Below are 17,509 nucleotides of genomic sequence, written 5' to 3'. Positions count from 1 at the left end.
AAGGGGAAGCGCTATGCGCTTCTCCCGGGGAAAACCGCTCACACTTTTCCTCGAATTAATTAGGCGACCCGCTCTTCATTTTTGCGTGATCTGTTCCCGAATGCGCGGAATTTGGCATGACATCAGCCATTCTGTCCAGTCATTCTGAATGAATGTTCAACAAATGATATTGCGTTTTCCCGCATCTGCGCTACGCTTCGCCGGCGTTCGAACCGAGCATTCCGTCGATTGGGGGACCGAGGGCTGATGATCGAAACGGCAGACGCCGAACCGGAATATGACGACACCGCCATCCGCTTCCTCGAGGCGCTGTGGGGGGATGGCTACCTGTCGCCAGGCGGGCCGGACGAGGTCGACCGGGTGGTCGAGGGGCTTTCGCTCAAGGGCAGGACGATCCTCGATATCGGCTGTGGCTGCGGTGGCATCACGTTGCATCTGGTCGAGAGTCACGGCGCGGCGCACGCCACCGGCTTCGATGTCGAACGGCCCGTGATCGCGGCGGCCAGGCAGCGCGCCGCCGCGCGCGGCCTTGGTGAGCGCGCCAGCTTCGTTCAGGCGCCTCCGGGATTGCTGCCTTTCGCCGACAGATACTTCGATGTCGTCTTTTCCAAGGATGCGCTGTTGCATGTGCCCGACAAGGACGGGCTCTTCGCCGAGATTTTCCGCGTGCTCAAGCCGGGCGGGGTCTTTGCCGCCTCCAACTGGATGATGTCGCATGACGGCGAACCATCACCCGACATGAAGGCGTATGTCGCGGCCGAGGGGCTGTCCTTCGCCATGGCCTCGCCGGCGCGCTATGCCAAGGCGATGCGTGGCGCCGGTTTTGCCGATGTCACCGTCAGGGACTGCAATCCCTGGTACCGCGAGGTGGCGCGAGGGGAGCTCGAAAGGCTGAAGGGACCACTCTATCCGGCCGTTGCCGCAGTGGTGGGCGCGGCCTATGTCGACAAGAACATACGAACCTGGGAAGCCATGCAGAAGGTGCTTGACAGTGGAGAGCACCGTCCCACTCATCTTCGCGGGTCGAAGCCGGATGCAAAGCGATAGCCGGCGATGCTGGAGACCATCACACGCATGAAAACGGCAGACGCCAGGGACGCGCTCCTTGAACCGGCGCGGAAAGCCGAATCCGAGAAGCGCGGGCGCAAGGCCTCGAAGGAGGTCAGGCAGCTTCAGCTCATCGAGGCGACGATCGATTCGCTGGCCAAGCGCGGCTATTCGGAGACGACAATGGCCGATGTCGCCGATGGCGCCGGCCTGTCGCGAGGCATCGTCAATTTCCATTTCGAGAGCAAGGAAAAGCTGCTCGTCGCGACGCTGCAGCATATGTATGACGAGTATTCGGCGCATTGGCGCAATGCGCTGCAGAAGGCAGGCGACGATCCTGCCGACCAACTTCAGGCCCTGGTCGCTGCCGACTTCGACCGCTCGATCTGCAACAAGCGCAAGCTCGCCGCATGGTGCGCCTTTTGGGGCGAGGCCAAGTCACGGCCGACCTACCAGGCGCTGAGCAGCGCCCGCGACGTCGTCTATCAGGACATCTTCATCGAGCTCTGTGCGACGCTCAAGCAGAGCGGCGGCTACGCCTATGAGCCGCAGGTCATGGCATTGGCGCTTAGCGCCATGCTGGAAGGGCTTTGGCTGCGGCTGATGATGGGGACCGAGAACACGACCCGCGAGACCTCCTTGCAGGCGGCGAACGAATTCCTGTCGGCGGCTTTCCCGAAACACTACCCGCGGAACGCCGCCGCCCCGACCAAATCATCAGAAAAGACGAAATCATAAGAAAACCACAGAGGATGGAACAGCAATGAAGACACTGACAAGACGCCTGACACTGACGCTCGCACTGGCCGGAACCCTGGCGGCCTCCGCCGCCGCCTTGGCGATCGCCGCCGACAAGGATCTGATCGTGTTCGACTGGTCCGGCTACGAGGATCCGGGCTTCCACCCGAAATATGTCGAGAAGAACGGCGATTCGCCGACCTTCGCCTTCTTCGGCGATGAGGACGAGGCGTTCGAGAAGGTGCGCTCCGGCTTCAAGGCCGACCTTGGCCATCCCTGCTCGCAGAGCGTGGTGAAATGGCGCGAGGCTGGCCTGCTGCAGCCGCTCGACACGTCGAAGATCACAGGCTGGAAGGACCTCAATCCCGGCATCATGGCGATGAAAAACCTTGCCACCACCGATGACGGAAAAGCCTGGTTCATGCCCTGGGACTGGGGCAACACGCAGCTCACCTACAATTCCTCCAAGATCGACGACAAGGACGTGCAGTCGCTGAAGGCGTTCGCCGATCCGAAGTTCAAGGGCCGGGTGTCGATCGGCGACAATGTCGACGACGCCTATGCGCTGGCGAGCCTCGCCATCGGCCTGAAGGACTGGACCAAGATGACGGACGACCAGTTCAAGCAGGCATCCGATTTCCTGCGCCAGGTGCACAAGAATGTCCGCTCTTACTGGACCGACACCACCGACATCGTGCAGTTGTTGAGCGGGGGCGAGGTCGACCTCGCCTGGGCCTGGAACGATGCGACCGTGCAGTCGGTCGCAGCCGGCATGCCGATCAAGTCGAAGAAGGACACGGCGGAGGGCATCTCGACCTGGGTCTGCGGCTATGTGTTGTTCAAGGATGCGCCCGGCAACATCGACAAGGCCTACGATTATCTCAACGCAGTCAACGATCCGGAGATCGCCAAGGTGCTGGTCAAGGACTGGGGCTACGGCCAGGCCAACGCCAAGGGCATGGCTGGTGTCGACCAGGCCGTCCTGAAGGAAAAAGGCTATGACGACGTGCAGAAATTCGTCGACAAGACGCTGTTCCAGCAGCCGCTGCCGTCCGATCTCAAGCTCAAGATGATCGCCGAGTTCGAGAAGATCAAAGCGGGCTATTGAGGCCTGCTTTCGAGTGGCCGTTCCTACCCGCTCGGATATGGAACTAGGGTGATCGCTCGGGTTGCCATCATCCATTCGAGCGCTGGCGCCGCCCCTCACCTGCCTGCCGGCATCCTCTCCCCGTATAGTGACGGGGAGAGGGGCGCTGTCGTCGCCGGTTTCGCCAATCGCCGACGTTGCAGGAAGAGTGCCGGCACTGCGGGCAGCCTTCTTCTCCCCGTCGCCATACGGGGAGAAGTGCCCGGCAGGGCGATGAGGGGCAGCGCTGACTTCAATGATTGCCGGTCCCGGCCGCAAGTTGGTCCGAAGTGGTTGCTCCATCGAATTCGCGGCCTCGCCAAAGCTTGGGAATTCTCCTAACCTCGCTCTCGGCATCTTTCGCGATGGGGGAGTTTTCGCACCATGAATTCCGCGCTTCGCCGTCTTGTTGTCGCCGCCGCCTGCATGGTTGGCGCCGGCGCGGTTTACGCGCTCGCCGAAGGCGGCGGTAACCTCGTCGTATTCGACTGGTCGGGCTATGAGGATCCGCTGCTGCATCCGGCGTACACGACCAAATACGGCGCCGAGCCGACCTTTGCTTTCTTCGGCGACGAGGACGAGGCCTTCGAGAAGATGCGGGCAGGCTTCAAGGCCGATGTCGCGCATCCCTGCTCGCAAAGCGTGGTGAAGTGGCGCGAGGCCGGCCTGCTGCAGCCGCTCGACACGTCCCGGATCGCTGGCTGGAAGGATCTCAATCCAGGTATCATGGCGATGAAGGATCTCGCCGTCACCGCCGACGGCAAGGCTTGGTTCATGCCATTCGACTGGGGCAACACCTCGCTGCTCTACCGCACCGACAAGGTGACGGCCCAACAGGCACAGTCGCTCAAGATTTTCGCCGATCCGCGGTTCAAGGGCCGCGTCACCATCGGCGACAATGTCGATGACGCCTATGCGCTGGCGAGCCTAGTCATCGGTCTCAAGGACTGGACCAAGATGACCGACGACCAGTTCAAGCAGGCGTCCGCTTTCCTGCGTGACGTGCACAAGAACATCCGTTTCTACTGGACCGACGACACCGACCTCAACCAGGCCTTTATCGGCAACGAGGTCGACCTCGTCTGGGGCTGGAACGAGACCTTCGTGACGCTGAAGGGACAGGGGCTGCCGATCGCCATGAACCGCGAGACCAACGAAGGGATTTCGACCTGGGTGTGCGGCTACGTGCTGATGAAGGATGCGCCAGGCAAGCTCGACGAGGCCTATGATTTCCTCAGCGCCGTCAATGCGCCCGGCGTGTCGGACTATATGGTCAAGACCTTCGGCTACGGCCACGGCAATGGCGCCGGGATGGCTGCGATCGACCACAAGGTGCTGGCCGACCGCGGCTTCGACAATCTCGACAAGTTCCTCGACAAGACCTTGTTCCAGCAACCCGTCGCGCCGGAACTGAAGCAGCGCATGGTCGCCGAGTTCGAGAAGATCAAGGCCGGCTATTGAGCGACAAGACCGAAAGGACCGGCGTCGTCATCGTGGGGGCCGGCTTCACCGGTCTCTCGGCCGCGATCGAATTGAAGCGCGCCGGCGTCGATTTCGTGCTGGTGGAAGCCCGCGATCGTGTCGGCGGCCGCGTCGAGGCGGTGCGAAACGGACTTGGCGAGCGCATCGACAGCGGCGGCCAGTTCCTGTGCGAGGACATGCCTCAGCTGATGGAACTGGCCCGGGCTCAGGACAAGACCTTCGTCGAGACCTACGTCGAGGGCGATTTCATCACCCATCCGGCGATGTCGGCCCCGAGAGCCGAGCGCACCTATCATGCCTCGATGGCGATCCGCGAACGCATGAACAGGATCGAGCCCAACGATCCCGCGATCGAGGGCCTGACCGTTGCCGACTGGCTCGAAGGCCAGAACGACACGGCTGACGCCAAGGCGGCCTTCCGGTCGATGATCGAAGGCCTGTGGTGCCTGGCCCTGGAGAAGGTGCCGCTCTGGTACCTGATCGACAATGACCGGCGCATCACCAATGAGGTGCCGGAGCTGCAATATTCCCTGCGCGAGACCATGCAGTCGGTGGCCGACGATCTGGCTAGGGATTTCGACGGCCGGGTGAGGCTCGGTGAACCGGTCACCCGCATCGAATATGGTCCGCCAGGGGTTCGTGTTGTCTCGAGCAATGGCGTGATCGAAGCGCGCGCCGTTCTGGTGGCCGTGCCGCCGGCGACAGCCGCGAAGCTCGATTTCACGCCCGTCCTGCCAGCAGCCTTGGACAGGGCGCTCGGCGCCTGGGAAAGCGGCGCCGTGATCAAGATCCTGGTGCGCTATCCCAGGCCATTCTGGCGCGAGCGGGATTTGAGCGGGATGGTGATGTGGCGGGATCTGCCGGGGCTGTTTGCCTGCGACGCCAGCAAGGATCCCGATCATGCGGCGCTTGTCGTCTTCGCCGGCGGGCCTCTGGCGCTGCGCTGGCACGAACTCGGCGAGGCGGACCTGCGGGCGCAGGTGACGATGAGGCTTGTGGAGGCGCTCGGTCCGGAGGCTGCGGATAGTCTCGATTTCAGCCGCCGCGACTGGACGCACGATGGCTGGAGCGGCGGTGCCTATAGCGACCTGATCATCGACGTGACGGCGAGGGATGCCGAACGCACCATTCTTGCCGGTGCGCCGCCGCTGCATTTCGCTTCGTCGGAATTGTCGCCGTCATTCCCGGGCTATGTCGAAGGCGCGATCGTGGCCGGGCGCATTGCGGCGCGCAGGATCATCGCCGATGTTCAGTCGGCCATCGCGACCAGAGCTTCGGGATCATAGGCGAGGCGGATCGGGGTGCCGACCGGGATATCGTCGGCGCCGAAATCGTTGGTCTCGGTCACCGACAACGGCTTTTCCAGGCCCGGGATTTCGACGATCAGATGGGTGATCTCGCCGAAATAGTGGCGCTCGACCACCTTGCCGGCGACCTCGAATTTGGCTGTCGCGTTGTCCCATAGCACGCGCAGGCGTTCCGGTCGGATGCCGAGCGTCGCGGCGCCGCCATTGCGAACGAAGGCTTTGGGCTTGTCGGTCTTGATGCGGCCGAAGCCGAGCGTGTCGACGATCAGCGATGCGCCGTTCTCCTCGACGATCTCGGCCTTGACGAAATTCATGCCGCCCAGGAAGTCGGCGACCTGGCGGTTGACCGGACGCTGGTAGATTTCCTTTGGCGAGGCGACCTGCGCGATCTTGCCGCCGAACATCACGGCGATGCGGTCGGACATGGCGAGCGCCTCGTACTGGTCGTGGGTGACCAGTACGAAAGTGATGCCGACCGCCTGCTGCAGCCGGCGCAACTCGACTTGCATCTGCTCGCGTAGCTTCTTGTCAAGCGCCGACAGCGGCTCGTCGAGCAGCAGAACTTTTGGCCGCATTACCAGGGCGCGGCCAAGCGCGACGCGCTGGCGCTGGCCGCCGGAAAGCTCGGTGGCAAGCCGCTTGCCGAGGCCGGTGAGCGAGACCTGCCCCAGTGCTTCCTCAACTCGGCGCTTCTCTTCGCCGCCCTGCAGCTTCAACCGCTTCAGCCCGTAGGCGACGTTCTGCTCGACATTGAGGTGCGGGAAGATCGCGTAGCTCTGGAACACCATGTTGGTCGGCCGGCGGTTGGCCGGGATGCCTTCCATCGACTGGCCACCGACCGCGATCGAACCGCTGGTCGGATTGTCGAAGCCGGCGATCATGCGCAAAAGCGTGGTCTTGCCGCAACCGGAGGGTCCGAGCAGCGAGAAGAACTCGCCTTCCCTGATGGTAAGGGAGGCGTCGTCCAGCGCCTTGAACGCTCCGTAGCTGCGAGTGACGTTGCGGATCTCGATCATCGGTCTTTCGGATTGGATCCTGTCCGCGTGAGGGCGCTCGATCCGCGGCTGCTCAGGCATAGAGGCCTCCCTCGTTCTGGGTACGTCTGGCCGCGCGGCGACGCAGGATTTCGGCGATCGTCATCAGCAGGAAGGAGGCGACCAAAAGCAGCGTGCCCAGCGCCAGCACGCCGGGCAGTTTCGACGCGAAACGCAACTGGCCCCAGATGTAGATCGGCAGTGTCGCCTCGGTGCCTGTCAGGAAGAAGGCGATGATGAACTCGTCCAGCGAGATGGTGAAGCAGACCAGCAGGCTGGAAATGATCGCCGGCGCCACCATGGGCAACGTCACGCGCCGGAAGGTGCCGAAGGCGCTTTCGCCGAGATCGGCGGAGGCTTCCTCGAGGCTGCGGTCGAAACCTTCGAAGCCGGAGGTCAGCACCGTCATCGAATAGGGAATGCAGACCAGGACGTGGCCAAGCACGACGGTGAACAGTGACAAGCTCAAACCAAGCTGCAGCATCACCAGCAGCATGGAGATGGCAACGATGACTTCCGGCAGCACAAGCGGCGCCATGATCAGCCCGTTGATGGCGCGGCGGCCGGGATAGCGGTAGCGGGTGATCGATCGGGCGGCGAGGATGCCGAGTACGGTGGAGAGGATGGCCGCCGAGACGCCGACGATCAGGCTGTTCCAGGCGGCGTCGAGCAGCGCCGGCGTGCGCGGCAGGTCTTCGTACCATTGCAGGGTGAAGCCGGTCAGCGGGAATTTCGGCGTCGCCGCCGTGTTGATCGAGAAGATCGGCAGGAAGATGACGGGCAGATAGAGGAAGACGATGTAGAGGAACGCATAGGCCGACAGCCAGCCGCCCGGCAGGAAGCGCCGCGCTCTCATCGCGCCATCCTCTGCAAGGTGCGGATGATCAGCACCGTGGCGCCCGCCATCAGGGAGACGATCAGCATGGTGGTGACGGAAAGTGCGGCGCCGAGCGGCCAGTTGGCGGCCTTGCCGAACTGCGCCTGGATAGCGTTGGCGATCATGACGCCGTCCTTGCCGCCGACGAGCTTTGGCGTGACATAGTCGCCGACCGTCGGGATCATGACGATCAGCGCCGCGGAAATGATGCCTGGCGCCGACAGCGGCAAGGTCACGCGCAGGAACGAGCGCAAGGGACCATCGCCAAGATCGGTAGCCGCCTCGACCAGCGTGCGGTCGACCTTCTCCAGCGAAACGAAGATCGGCAGAATGGCGAAGGCCGCCCAGGCATGGGTGAGGGTGATGATGACGGCGCTCGAATTGTAGAGCAGGGCTGTCGACGGTTCGTCGATGATGCCGAGGCCCATCAGGCCGGAATTCAACACGCCGTTATAGCCCAGGATGACCTTCCACGACATCACGCGCAAGAGATAGCTGGTCCAGAACGGTATGGTGATGAGGAACAGCCAGAGGCTCTTGTGACGGCCGCCATGGAAGGAAATGAAGTAGGCGATCGGGTAGGCGAGGACGACGGTGAACAGGCTGACCGTCAGCGAGATGTAGAGCGAGCGCCACAACAGATCGCGGTAGATCGGCTCGGTCAGCGCGACGCGGTAGTTCTCCAGCGTGAAGGTGCGGTCGATGGTCAGGTAGTGCTGCGTCCAGAAGGAATGGGCGATGACCACCATGATCGGCAGGACCAACAGGATCAGCGCGTAGAGGAAGGTCGGGCTGATCAGGGCAAAGCCCTGTACGGGCTCGGATCGCAGAAGGGCATTTCGTCTGGCCCGCGTCATGCGCAACGGGGGCGACCCTTCCGCAGCCACAGTCATTGCAGGGCACCGGGGGGCAGGGCTCCGGGTGCGATCTCGGTTGCTGGCCTGGACTGTCCCGCCATACGGCATCCCATTGGGCTGGCGCCGGCTATTGTTCCCCTTGCCGGCTTTCTTTCATCATGCGCGCATCCGCGGATTGAAATCAAGCGCTAATTCTGCAATGTTGATTGAACGGACATTCAAAATCGGGTGAGCAGGGCGACGATCTCGGCCATGGTGGACCGGATTGATGCCCGGGAAATTCGAGGGATGATGTGGAGGCGATGATGGCGGCTCTGAGAGATCTGAAGGCACGCGAAACGGCTGGCCCTGGCAACGACGATGCGGCCGAACTGGCCAGGCGTCATCTCATCCAGCCCTGGCCTTATGCCGGTTCCGTCGGTTCGGAGGCGCGCGCGCTGATCGGTGAGGGCGATGGCATCTACATCACCGACAGCACCGGCAAGCGGCTGATCGATGGGCCTGCCGGCATGTGGTGCGTCAATGTCGGCCATCGTCGAGAGGAACTCGCCAGGGTGATGTACGATCAGGCGATGGCGCTGTCCTACAACACGCCTTGGTACACGATGAACGCGCCATCGGCGGAGCTTGCCAAACGCATCGCCGGCCATGCCCCAGGCGAACTCAGCCATGTCTTCTACACCACGGGCGGTTCCTCGGCCGTCGAGACGGCGCTGCGCTTCATGCAGTTCTACAACAATGTGCGTGGCCGGCCGGAAAAGAAGCTCATCCTGAGCCGAGGCGGCGCCTATCATGGCTCGACCTATCTGTCGGCCTCGCTCAATGGCCGTCCGCGCGATCGCGACTGGATGGACGGCGCCGACGAATTGGTGGTCAAGCTGTCCTCGCCCGATCCGTTCAGGCGCCCGCAAGGGATGAGCCTTGCCGCCTTCACCGATTTCCTCGTCGACCAGTTCCGCGACACGGTGGCGCGCGTCGGCGCCGACAGAATAGGCGCCTTCGTCGGCGAACCGGTGCAGGCTTCCGGCGGCGTCGTCGTGCCGCCCGACGGCTATCTCAAGCGTATCCGCGAGATCTGCCGTGGCAACGACATCCTCTACGTCTCCGACGAGGTGGTGACGGGCTTCGGCCGACTTGGCCATGTCTTTGCCTCGGGCGATGTGTTCGGCATCGATCCGGACATGACCACCTTCGCCAAGGGCGTCACCTCAGGCTATTTCCCGCTCGGCGGCGTCATCATCTCGGAGCGGCTGCTGGAAAACCTGCGCCGGTCCAACCATCCCGATGCGCTGTTCGGCCATGGCCTGACCTACACCAGCCATCCCGTCGGCTGCGCGGTGGCCTTGAAGAATCTCGACCTGCTGGAGGAAAGCGTGCTTGCCCACACGCAGGCGGTCGCGCCCTATTTCCAGGCGCGGTTGAAGACGTTGGAAGAGCTGCCGCTGGTCGGCGAGGTGCGCGGCGTGGGGCTGATGGGCTGCGTGGAATGCGTCGCTGACCGCGAAAGCAAGGATCCACTGCAACTCGACAAGGATGTCGGCAAGCGCATCGACGCCCACTGCCACGAACTTGGCCTGCTGGTGCGGCCACTGATCAACATGTGCGTGATGTCGCCGCCGCTGATCATCACGCGCGAGCAGATCGACGACATGGTGGCGATCCTGCGCGAAGGCATTTCACGCACGATGGATGATCTCAGGAAAGAGGGCGTGTGGCGGGGATGATTGGCAGCTTCTACCCTCGCGACCGCAGCGCGTCGTTCAGATTCCACATGTCCTTTTCCTCTGGCGCGGTCTCCAGGCCCAGCACCGGAATCTGCTTGCGCAGGTGGTCGTGGTGGGTGCGTACGCCATATTCGAGGTCGGAGAGGTAAAACCCCTCGAAGGCCTCGGACAGCATGGATTCGTTCGACCAGACAGAGAGCTGCACATCTTCCGACATGGTGTCGCGGTCGATACGGAAGGAGAGGTAGCGGGCGGCGGCCTGCTCGCGGCTTTCGTCGCGGTAGCGATAGATGGCGCCACGCAGCAGCGTCTCACCCGTCGACAGCGGAAACTCCTGATAGAACTGCACCGATTCCGGCATCACCGACAGAACGGCGTTGGGGAAGATGCCGTAATAGACCCAGGCCTTCCTGAGATGGTCCGGCAGATGCGTCGGCTCAGGCGCGATCTTGACGTAGTTCCTGACGCTCCAGCGGCGGCCGGCATGCGGGTTGTAGGTGGCGAAGGAGCGCGAGACGCCGTTGATGAAGGGCTCGTCGAAATAGGTGGCGCCGTAGAGATCCTGCAGGGCCGGATGCGCCATGGCGACGTGATAGCCTTCATTGTCGACGTCGCGCACCGACTTCCAGTTGACCGATGTCTTCTGGGTCCAGATGCCCCAGGAGGGCACCATGTCGGCGGCCTTGTAGTGTGCGAATTCGGGTTCGATCGGCTTCAACAGCTCGGCGACCGAGGGCTGTGGCCCGCCATTGCGGAAGCGGATGAAGATGAAGCCCATCCAGACTTCGAGATCGAGCGGCATCAGGCCGAACTCGGTCTTGTCGAGATCGGGGAAGGAGCGCGGCCGGGCGGCGCCGCGCAACGTACCGTCGAGGTTGTAGACCCAGCCATGGAACGGGCAGACCAGCGCGTTCCTGCAATTGCCCTGGCTGTCGGCCACGACGCGGCTGCCGCGGTGGCGGCACATGTTGTTGAAGCCGCGCACGACGCCGTCCTTGCCGCGTACGATCAGAGCGCGCTCGCCAATGACATCCATGGTGAGATAATCACCGGCATTCGGTATGTCGCAGACATGTCCGGCGATCTGCCAATGATTGCGGAAAACATACTCCTTCTCCAGTTCTAGAAGGGCGGCGGAATGGTAACTCCAGCCCGGTAATCCCCGCCGGTCCCAATCGTTCGGGATTGCCACGTCACGGAGGTGCGGGTTCATGAACCGTCTCTTCTTTTTATTGAATATGCATTCAATATAATCATATTTTGCATTGAAATGCAATGGCTTGTGGAAATACGCAGATTCCGTATCGGAAATGTAAGCCCAGGTTCCAACGGCATCCGGCTCCGCCGCGGGCCCCGAAAACCCCGGAAAATCCGGGTGTTAGCCGGACTTCCACAACCTCCGCCCTGTCGCCGGTTCACGCTGCAAATCGCGCCCCTCGACAAGGTATTGCGCTGGCAAGAAAGCCCCGGCGGCGCACGGAGGGCAACCCGCCACTCAGGTCAAAATAGCCAATGACCGATTTTGACCGTTTCTGCCCGCATGGATGTTTCAATCCGGTTACATTGCCGCGCTCTCGTCACCTTTGCGCCGTTACAGAGCGCGATTAAATTCGTTTTATCGCAAAAAGAAAATCAACGAAGGGGAAGATGATGCGTGCGAAAGTCCAGATCACCAGCGGCAACCGCTTTCAGGCTCCAGAGCGCGCTGACCGCCGCCCGAAGCTGGCCCTTCGCCAGCGTGCCAGCGACCACCCGATGGCAATGTTCATGGCGCTGGCTGCTTGCGCCTTCGCCGGCATGGCGTTCACGCCGACGGTCGGTCCGGCCTTCGCTTCGTTGAATCCGCCTGCCAACGTCATCGAAGGTGCGCCGACCACAACCACGACCGCCCGCCTGCCGATGCCAGCGATCGATTTCGCCTGCAAGGGGCAAGCCTGGGGCGCCGAGAGCGTGGATTGCCTGCGCGCCATCGCCCAGCAGTCCGGAACGCACAAGGTCCGCGCGATCCGCATGATCGCCAACGCCGTGCCGGTGACCAGCACGCCGAACATCTTCTGATTTTTGTCTCCGGGTTTCTGCCTGGGCATGATTCCGAAAACAGGTTCCCGTTTGGGGATCATACCCTGACCTCCCCGAGCGCACCTCCAGCGCTCTCCTCGGCTCCCGCCGCACGTCGGCCGGGGGCCTCTTTTTATGCTTTCAACGCGGCCTGCTCGGCAATGGTCGAAAGCACGCTGCGTACATCCAGCGTGCTGAACGGTTTTTCGAGGATCTGGGGCCGCTGCTGCGCCGGCAACGCCTCGATTTCCGCCTTCGCGCCGATGAGGTCGCCGGTGACCAGCACGAAGCGCCGCGCCAGGTCGGGGCGCTCGGCGAGCAGTTCGCGGTAGATCGAAATGCCTGATGTGCCGGGCATGCGCAGATCCGAAAAGACGATGTCAGGCGGCATGTGGCCGCTCAAGGTGGCGGCGCTCGATTCCCAGACCGGCGCGATCCGCGACTTGATGCCCATCAATTCGAGAATGTCGGACAAGGACCCGGCGACGTCAGGCTCGTCATCGATGATCAGGGCATGGCGCAGGCCGCTCGATCGCGGCTGGCTTTCGCCAGCTGCGATCATGCCTGCCGAGATAGCGGGCAACTGGACGACGAAACGCGCGCCTCTCGGCTGCACTTCCTCGAACCAGACATTGCCATTGTGCCGCTCGATGATGGATTTCGAAATCGACAGGCCGATGCCGGTGCCGACACCGACCGGCTTGGTGGTGAAATAGGATTCGAAGATGCGGGAGCGGATGGCTTCGGGAATGCCGGGGCCGTTGTCCTCGACCGAGAAGCCGGGATTGCCCCGGTCGCCACGGAAGCTCCGCACCTTGATCAGCCGATCGCCGGCGACGCCAGCCAGGGCGTGCTGGCTGTTGATGAGGAAATTGGCCGCCACCTGCGTCACGTGGTCGGCGTCGGCCATGGCCAGCAAGGGACCCGGTGCGAAATCGGTATCGATGATGATGCCGCTCGAGCGCGCGCCATAGGCGGTCACTTCGAGAGCGGCGCGGATCACCTGGTTGAGATCGGTCTCGGCCTGCGCCGCCGGATGGAGGCGGACCATCGACAGGAAGCTCTTGACGATGCGCCCGCAGCGCTCGGCGGCGGCGCGCACTTTTTCGGCGCGCACCTTGGTCTGCGGATCGCTTGCGAATTCATGCAGCAGCGTCGATTGCGCGACCACCACGGCCAGCGGGTTGTTGAGTTCGTGTGAGACGCCCGCGAGCAGCGAGCCCATCGCCGCCATCTTCTCGTTCTGGTGCAGCTTCTCGCGCTGCCGGTTGATCTCCTCCTCGGCGCGCAGCCTCTCGCGCAGGTCGCGGATGGAGCCGAAGATCAGCCGGCGGTCGGCGACCCGCATCTCGGTCGCCGTCAGCTCGATCGGAAAGACCTCGCCGGCGGCATTCTGCGTCACCGTCTCGAGCCGCTGGCCGACCATGGGCGCGCCGCGGCCGGACATGTAGTCGGCGCCCGAGGAATAGCCCTTGCGGTAATATTCCGGAACGACGGTATCGAGCAGGTCCTTGCCGAGGATTTCGCTGCGCTGGAAGCCGAACATCTTTTCCGCGGCCGGATTGAATTCGATGATCGATCCGGCCTCGTCGATGACGATGATGGCGTCGAGCGAGGCCTGCAGCATGGTGCGGCGGATCACCTCGCTGGCATGGGCGTCGGAAGGGGAGTGTTCGATGGCGTCGCCGATGGCGAGCGCGATGATGTGCAGCGTCGCCTCTTCCTCATCGGTCCATTCACGCTCCTCGACGCAATCATTGACCGCGAGCGTGCCCCAGAGATGGCCGTGCGCGAAGACCGACACCGACAGGAACGACTTGATGTTCTGCTTTTCGAAATCGGCCCTCAGGAACCCCGAGAGATCACGCGTATGCCCGGCGAATATCTTGCCTTGCCGCTCATCCTCGGCCAGCCGCTCCAGCAGCGGATCCGAATTGACGATCGACTGCATGATGACGGTCGGTGAGGCCAGTTCGCCGCCAAAATCGGGGTCGATCCAATAGGCGGCGACCGACTGAGCGAAACCCTGGCCGGGCAGTTCGCGCAAGCGGAACAGGATGCCGCGCTGGCATTCCATGGCGTGGCACAGCGTTTCCAATACGCCGTCCATTTCGCGCTGCCAGTCGCCTGCCTCGCGCAGCCGGCGCACGACACGCACGGCCGCCATCGCCGCGCCTTGCCTGAAACCCTGCATATCCGTGCTTGCCGTGTCGCCCGTCATTGTCAGCCGCTATTCCAGAGTCACGCCATCGATCGGCTGGCAACGGCCGTGGAGCGGAACCCCCGTGGGTCTGACGCTCAGTTGCCGTCGCCGGTCGGCAGCGAGAAGATATAGCCTTCGCCGCGTACCGTGCGCAGGAATTTCGGATTGGCCGGGTCCGTCTCGATCTTCTTGCGCAGACGCATGATGCGGATGTCGACGGCGCGCGATGATTCCGGATCCTCGGTGAAGCCGATCGCCTCGGAGATCGCAGCCCGGGTCAAGAGCCGGTTGGCGCGGGTCAGGAAAACCTCCAGCACGTCGAATTCGCTCTTGGCCATGTCGATCACAGTGCCGTTGGCGCCGGTGACCAGCCTGCCGTCGAGATCGGCCTGGAAGGGGCCGAAGGCGACGGAGCGGCGGTCGGTCCTGGCTTTCCTGTCCTGCGGCTCTGTCGGCTGCGGGACACGGCGCAGCACGCTGCGCACCCTGGCCAGCACCTCGCGCAGTTCATACGGCTTGACGATATAGTCGTCGGCGCCGAGTTCCAGCCCGACGATGCGGTCGAGCGCGGTGCCGGCGGCGGTCGCATAGATGATGCCGATCGGCATTTTCGAGCGCAGCCAGCGGCCGAGCGACAGGCCATCCTCGCCAGGCATGGCGATGTCGAGGATGGCCAGATGGAAGGGCTGCGTCTCGATCAGGCTGCGCGCGGCGGCCGCGGTTTCCGCGGTCGCCACATCATAGCCCGCGGCGCCGAGATATTCGGCGACCGCGTCCCTCAGGTCGGGCTCGTCCTCGACGATGACAATTCTTGCCCGCACGATGCTCTCGCTCCCACTTTCAGTGGAAAGTAGATTGGGTATAAACATGATGTCCAGCACTCATATCCGGTTGCCAGGGAACGGTTGGAAAACATGGCCGCACGAGCCGTCATCGCGCTTGTTTCCGTCGCCGAGGTCGTGGCGACCGAGCTTGCCGACCATCTTGAGCGGCGCGGCCATGACGTGCGTCAGGCGCGGCAGCCCTGGGAGGCGGAATCGCTGCTGGAGGGCAGAGGCATCGATGTCGTCGTCGTCGGGGATAGCCTCAGCCAGGCGGAAGGGCGGGATCTGCTCAGGCGTTATGGCGGCCAAGGCGGGGGCGGCGAACATGGACCGGATTTCATCCTGATATGCCGGCCGGCCGATCTCCTCGACAAGGTGCTGGCGCTGGAGCTCGGTGCCGCCGACGTCGTCGAAAGTCCGCTCAATGTCAGGGAACTCGCCGCGCGTGTCGGCGGCCTGCTTTCGCGGCGTGGCAGGGGCACCCAGGAACTGATCGTGCTGGAGAACGCGACCGTCGATCTGAGATCGGCGATCGTCATGCATCGCTCCGGTACGCAGGAGCAGCTCTCGCCCGGCCAGGTGGCGCTGCTCAGGCTGTTCCTGGCGAGCCCGCGCAAGGTGCTGACGCGTGACGACATTATCGCGGCGGCGCCGGCCGAGAATGCCGACGCCTTCGATCGCTCGATCGACTCGCGCATCGTGCGGCTGCGCCGCAAGCTCGATACCGAGACCATCACCACCATACGCGGCGCCGGCTACAGGTTCGATCCGCCGCGGCAGTTCGCCGACTGACGGCTGCCTTTTCCCGCTTGTTGCCCGGATCAGCATCGGCCCTTCCATTTCCGCGCCGATGCGCGCGAGGTTCAGCGCACCACCAGCAATGACGGACCCGAGGCCATGTCGCCGCCGGCGACGAACTCGCTTGCGTGAGCGCGTTCCTTGAGGAGCACGCTGGCGAGTGCGGCAAAGCCGAGCAGACCCTGCGCATAGAGCAGCGCGGAAAGCACGGAAGCTGCGAATTTCGTTTTCATCGTCGGAATTCCCCAAAAAATGCCGGTGTCGCGGGTCGCTTCAGGAAACTCCCGAAGTGCCCGCGCCGCCCACGGAGCCCCCCGTCGCGGCGCGGGCCTTCGGTCCTCTCGGCAGCAAGTTGCCGGAGGGGCCGCGCAAAACCAGCAGCCGAAGGCCAACCCGCCAGAGGGCCTTCAACCGGGCGATGCGCAGGCTGGAAACAATCCAGACCGTGGCGCAAAACAGAGCGACGTGCAGGGTCGAAATCTCGCTCGAACTCATCGCTGCCAGCTTCGCCGCCGGGCGGCCGGCAATGCTGCCGACGCCGCCGATGGCCGCCGCCGCGATGCTGATCCTGAAGAGCCAGGACCGCGTGTTCGTTTTCGTTCCCATGGTCGTTGCCGTCTGCTTTCGTTGCGTCAACTTTTGCCTCCCGTCCGTATCCGGATCATGCCGCCAAAAGCCGCGCTTTGTTGCAGTTTGGTTTCGAAATTCGCCTCCATCCTTTCATATAGCGGCAAGTCGAACTTTCGTTTCGGTATGAATACCTATGTACGTCATCCCTGACCACGTGTTTCGGATGGGACAGTTGCCGACGATACCGATTGCTCTGTTAACCGGGGAAACAAATTCGAAACACAAACGCGTATTTCGCGAAATATCACCGAAACATGCGGGAGGGATAAGCCACCCATCGAATTGGAGCCGGCCTGATCGGCAGAGAGAGGGAACGTCATGCACACCGCCATTTCCGCAAAGCTCATCAACATCACCGCCGCCGCGTTCATGGGCAGCGTGCTTCTGTTCGGCGCAAACGCCGCGCATGCCGCCAACACCGTCGTGGCACGCGTTTCGCTGTCGCAGCAGGTCATGGAAGTCTCGGTCGACGGCCGGCCGACCTTCGCCTGGAAGGTTTCCACCGGCGACAGGGCGCATGTGACGCCGACCGGCTCGTTCAAGCCGACGCGCATGCACGAGATGTGGTATTCGAAAAAGTACGACAACGCGCCGATGCCGCATTCGGTCTTTTTCAGCGGTGGCTACGCGGTTCATGCCACCTATGCCATCAAGCGCCTCGGCCAGCCGGCCTCGCATGGCTGCGTGCGGCTGCATCCGGACAATGCCGCCGATTTCTACCAGCTTGTCGAGACCTTCGGGCCGGCCAACACCAGCATCGTCATCGTCAAGTAGCAGGCAGGTTGCCGCGCTCGGCCATATGCC

Annotated in this window: 17 protein-coding genes; 9 read left to right on the top strand and 8 right to left on the bottom strand. The window is 63.1% G+C overall.

Going from position 1 to position 17,509, the window contains the following annotated elements:
* Positions 1 to 246 precede the first annotated feature (246 nt).
* The 5 genes from EN861_RS06625 (at position 247) to EN861_RS06600 (ending at position 5,679) form a co-directional block, all read left to right on the top strand.
* Entirely contained in the window at positions 247 to 1,047 is an 801-nt protein-coding gene (locus tag EN861_RS06625; RefSeq protein ID WP_135863067.1) for a methyltransferase domain-containing protein, read from the top strand.
* 27 nt (positions 1,048 to 1,074) lie between these two features.
* Entirely contained in the window at positions 1,075 to 1,785 is a 711-nt protein-coding gene (betI, locus tag EN861_RS06620) for a transcriptional regulator BetI (RefSeq protein WP_245512007.1), read from the top strand.
* A gap of 25 nt (positions 1,786 to 1,810) precedes the next feature.
* Positions 1,811 to 2,893, top strand: coding sequence for an ABC transporter substrate-binding protein (locus EN861_RS06615; protein WP_135863063.1), 1,083 nt, complete (start codon positions 1,811 to 1,813; stop codon positions 2,891 to 2,893).
* 402 nt (positions 2,894 to 3,295) lie between these two features.
* Positions 3,296 to 4,372 (top strand): extracellular solute-binding protein, encoded by a 1,077-nt coding sequence (locus tag EN861_RS06605; RefSeq protein ID WP_127275754.1) that lies wholly within the window; start codon positions 3,296 to 3,298, stop codon positions 4,370 to 4,372.
* On the top strand, positions 4,369 to 5,679 hold the full coding sequence (locus tag EN861_RS06600) for a flavin monoamine oxidase family protein (RefSeq protein ID WP_135863060.1): 1,311 nt from the start codon (positions 4,369 to 4,371) through the stop codon (positions 5,677 to 5,679). Before EN861_RS06605 ends, EN861_RS06600 begins: the two co-directional genes overlap by 4 nt.
* Here EN861_RS06600 and EN861_RS06595 read toward each other — a convergent pair.
* Genes EN861_RS06595 through EN861_RS06585 form a run of 3 tightly spaced genes read right to left on the bottom strand, consistent with a single transcriptional unit; the run spans position 5,643 to position 8,504 of the window.
* Entirely contained in the window at positions 5,643 to 6,716 is a 1,074-nt protein-coding gene (locus EN861_RS06595) for an ABC transporter ATP-binding protein (protein WP_135863058.1), read from the bottom strand. The two genes, EN861_RS06600 and EN861_RS06595, sit on opposite strands and share 37 nt — an antisense overlap.
* A gap of 52 nt (positions 6,717 to 6,768) precedes the next feature.
* Positions 6,769 to 7,590, bottom strand: coding sequence for an ABC transporter permease (locus EN861_RS06590; protein WP_127275751.1), 822 nt, complete (start codon positions 7,588 to 7,590; stop codon positions 6,769 to 6,771).
* Positions 7,587 to 8,504 (bottom strand): ABC transporter permease, encoded by a 918-nt coding sequence (locus EN861_RS06585; RefSeq protein WP_127872038.1) that lies wholly within the window; start codon positions 8,502 to 8,504, stop codon positions 7,587 to 7,589. Before EN861_RS06585 ends, EN861_RS06590 begins: the two co-directional genes overlap by 4 nt.
* Positions 8,505 to 8,773: 269 nt before the next feature.
* Here EN861_RS06585 and EN861_RS06580 point away from each other — a divergent pair, with 269 nt between their 5' ends.
* The gene (locus EN861_RS06580; protein ID WP_135863056.1) at positions 8,774 to 10,192 is read left to right on the top strand and encodes an aminotransferase; all 1,419 of its coding nucleotides are present in this window, start codon (positions 8,774 to 8,776) and stop codon (positions 10,190 to 10,192) included.
* 10 nt (positions 10,193 to 10,202) lie between these two features.
* Here EN861_RS06580 and EN861_RS06575 read toward each other — a convergent pair whose 3' ends face one another.
* Positions 10,203 to 11,405 carry an aromatic ring-hydroxylating dioxygenase subunit alpha gene (locus EN861_RS06575; protein ID WP_135863054.1) on the bottom strand — a complete coding sequence of 401 codons (1,203 nt, stop codon included), beginning with the start codon at positions 11,403 to 11,405 and terminating at the stop codon, positions 10,203 to 10,205.
* Positions 11,406 to 11,842: 437 nt separating this feature from the next.
* Here EN861_RS06575 and EN861_RS06570 point away from each other — a divergent pair, with 437 nt between their 5' ends.
* Positions 11,843 to 12,250, top strand: a complete 408-nt coding sequence (locus EN861_RS06570; RefSeq protein WP_135863052.1) for a hypothetical protein — start codon at positions 11,843 to 11,845, stop codon at positions 12,248 to 12,250.
* A gap of 133 nt (positions 12,251 to 12,383) precedes the next feature.
* Here the strand turns inward: EN861_RS06570 and EN861_RS06565 are convergent, their stop codons facing one another.
* Together EN861_RS06565 and EN861_RS06560 are read right to left on the bottom strand one after the other, a co-directional pair.
* The gene (locus EN861_RS06565; protein ID WP_167531408.1) at positions 12,384 to 14,471 is read right to left on the bottom strand and encodes a PAS domain S-box protein; all 2,088 of its coding nucleotides are present in this window, start codon (positions 14,469 to 14,471) and stop codon (positions 12,384 to 12,386) included.
* A 77-nt stretch (positions 14,472 to 14,548) separates the two neighbouring features.
* Positions 14,549 to 15,322, bottom strand: a complete 774-nt coding sequence (locus EN861_RS06560; RefSeq protein WP_189343576.1) for a response regulator transcription factor — start codon at positions 15,320 to 15,322, stop codon at positions 14,549 to 14,551.
* Positions 15,323 to 15,367: 45 nt separating this feature from the next.
* Here EN861_RS06560 and EN861_RS06555 point away from each other — a divergent pair, with 45 nt between their 5' ends.
* A complete protein-coding gene (locus EN861_RS06555) occupies positions 15,368 to 16,069 on the top strand; it encodes a response regulator transcription factor (RefSeq protein ID WP_127275746.1) in 702 nt (233 codons plus the stop codon).
* A gap of 71 nt (positions 16,070 to 16,140) precedes the next feature.
* Here the strand turns inward: EN861_RS06555 and EN861_RS06550 are convergent, their stop codons facing one another.
* Together EN861_RS06550 and EN861_RS06545 are read right to left on the bottom strand one after the other, a co-directional pair.
* Positions 16,141 to 16,308: a hypothetical protein gene (locus EN861_RS06550; RefSeq protein WP_127275745.1), complete on the bottom strand. Its 168-nt coding sequence runs from the start codon at positions 16,306 to 16,308 to the stop codon at positions 16,141 to 16,143.
* Between the two features lie 40 nt (positions 16,309 to 16,348).
* Positions 16,349 to 16,681, bottom strand: a complete 333-nt coding sequence (locus EN861_RS06545) for a hypothetical protein (protein ID WP_127275744.1) — start codon at positions 16,679 to 16,681, stop codon at positions 16,349 to 16,351.
* 342 nt (positions 16,682 to 17,023) lie between these two features.
* Here EN861_RS06545 and EN861_RS06540 point away from each other — a divergent pair, with 342 nt between their 5' ends.
* Positions 17,024 to 17,479, top strand: a complete 456-nt coding sequence (locus EN861_RS06540) for a L,D-transpeptidase (RefSeq protein ID WP_127275743.1) — start codon at positions 17,024 to 17,026, stop codon at positions 17,477 to 17,479.
* Positions 17,480 to 17,509 lie beyond the last annotated feature (30 nt).

The sequence above is a fragment of the Mesorhizobium sp. M8A.F.Ca.ET.218.01.1.1 genome, assembly GCF_004791165.1.
GTDB lineage: Bacteria > Pseudomonadota > Alphaproteobacteria > Rhizobiales > Rhizobiaceae > Mesorhizobium.
The sequence above is the reverse complement of the archived record's forward strand: the minus strand, read 5'-3'. Positions and strand labels throughout refer to the sequence as shown.

What these genes read in the sequence shown, in the direction of transcription:
- EN861_RS06625 (WP_135863067.1), top strand. Translation starts at nt 247, where the DNA reads ATGATCGAAACGGCAGACGCCGAACCGGAATATGACGACACCGCCATC.
- betI (WP_245512007.1), top strand. Translation starts at nt 1,075, where the DNA reads ATGAAAACGGCAGACGCCAGGGACGCGCTCCTTGAACCGGCGCGGAAA.
- EN861_RS06615 (WP_135863063.1), top strand. Translation starts at nt 1,811, where the DNA reads ATGAAGACACTGACAAGACGCCTGACACTGACGCTCGCACTGGCCGGA.
- EN861_RS06605 (WP_127275754.1), top strand. Translation starts at nt 3,296, where the DNA reads ATGAATTCCGCGCTTCGCCGTCTTGTTGTCGCCGCCGCCTGCATGGTT.
- EN861_RS06595 (WP_135863058.1), bottom strand. Translation starts at nt 6,716, where the DNA reads ATGATCGAGATCCGCAACGTCACTCGCAGCTACGGAGCGTTCAAGGCG.
- EN861_RS06590 (WP_127275751.1), bottom strand. Translation starts at nt 7,590, where the DNA reads ATGAGAGCGCGGCGCTTCCTGCCGGGCGGCTGGCTGTCGGCCTATGCG.
- EN861_RS06585 (WP_127872038.1), bottom strand. Translation starts at nt 8,504, where the DNA reads ATGACTGTGGCTGCGGAAGGGTCGCCCCCGTTGCGCATGACGCGGGCC.
- EN861_RS06580 (WP_135863056.1), top strand. Translation starts at nt 8,774, where the DNA reads ATGGCGGCTCTGAGAGATCTGAAGGCACGCGAAACGGCTGGCCCTGGC.
- EN861_RS06575 (WP_135863054.1), bottom strand. Translation starts at nt 11,405, where the DNA reads ATGAACCCGCACCTCCGTGACGTGGCAATCCCGAACGATTGGGACCGG.
- EN861_RS06570 (WP_135863052.1), top strand. Translation starts at nt 11,843, where the DNA reads ATGCGTGCGAAAGTCCAGATCACCAGCGGCAACCGCTTTCAGGCTCCA.
- EN861_RS06565 (WP_167531408.1), bottom strand. Translation starts at nt 14,471, where the DNA reads ATGACGGGCGACACGGCAAGCACGGATATGCAGGGTTTCAGGCAAGGC.
- EN861_RS06560 (WP_189343576.1), bottom strand. Translation starts at nt 15,322, where the DNA reads ATGTTTATACCCAATCTACTTTCCACTGAAAGTGGGAGCGAGAGCATC.
- EN861_RS06555 (WP_127275746.1), top strand. Translation starts at nt 15,368, where the DNA reads ATGGCCGCACGAGCCGTCATCGCGCTTGTTTCCGTCGCCGAGGTCGTG.
- EN861_RS06550 (WP_127275745.1), bottom strand. Translation starts at nt 16,308, where the DNA reads ATGAAAACGAAATTCGCAGCTTCCGTGCTTTCCGCGCTGCTCTATGCG.
- EN861_RS06545 (WP_127275744.1), bottom strand. Translation starts at nt 16,681, where the DNA reads ATGGGAACGAAAACGAACACGCGGTCCTGGCTCTTCAGGATCAGCATC.
- EN861_RS06540 (WP_127275743.1), top strand. Translation starts at nt 17,024, where the DNA reads ATGCACACCGCCATTTCCGCAAAGCTCATCAACATCACCGCCGCCGCG.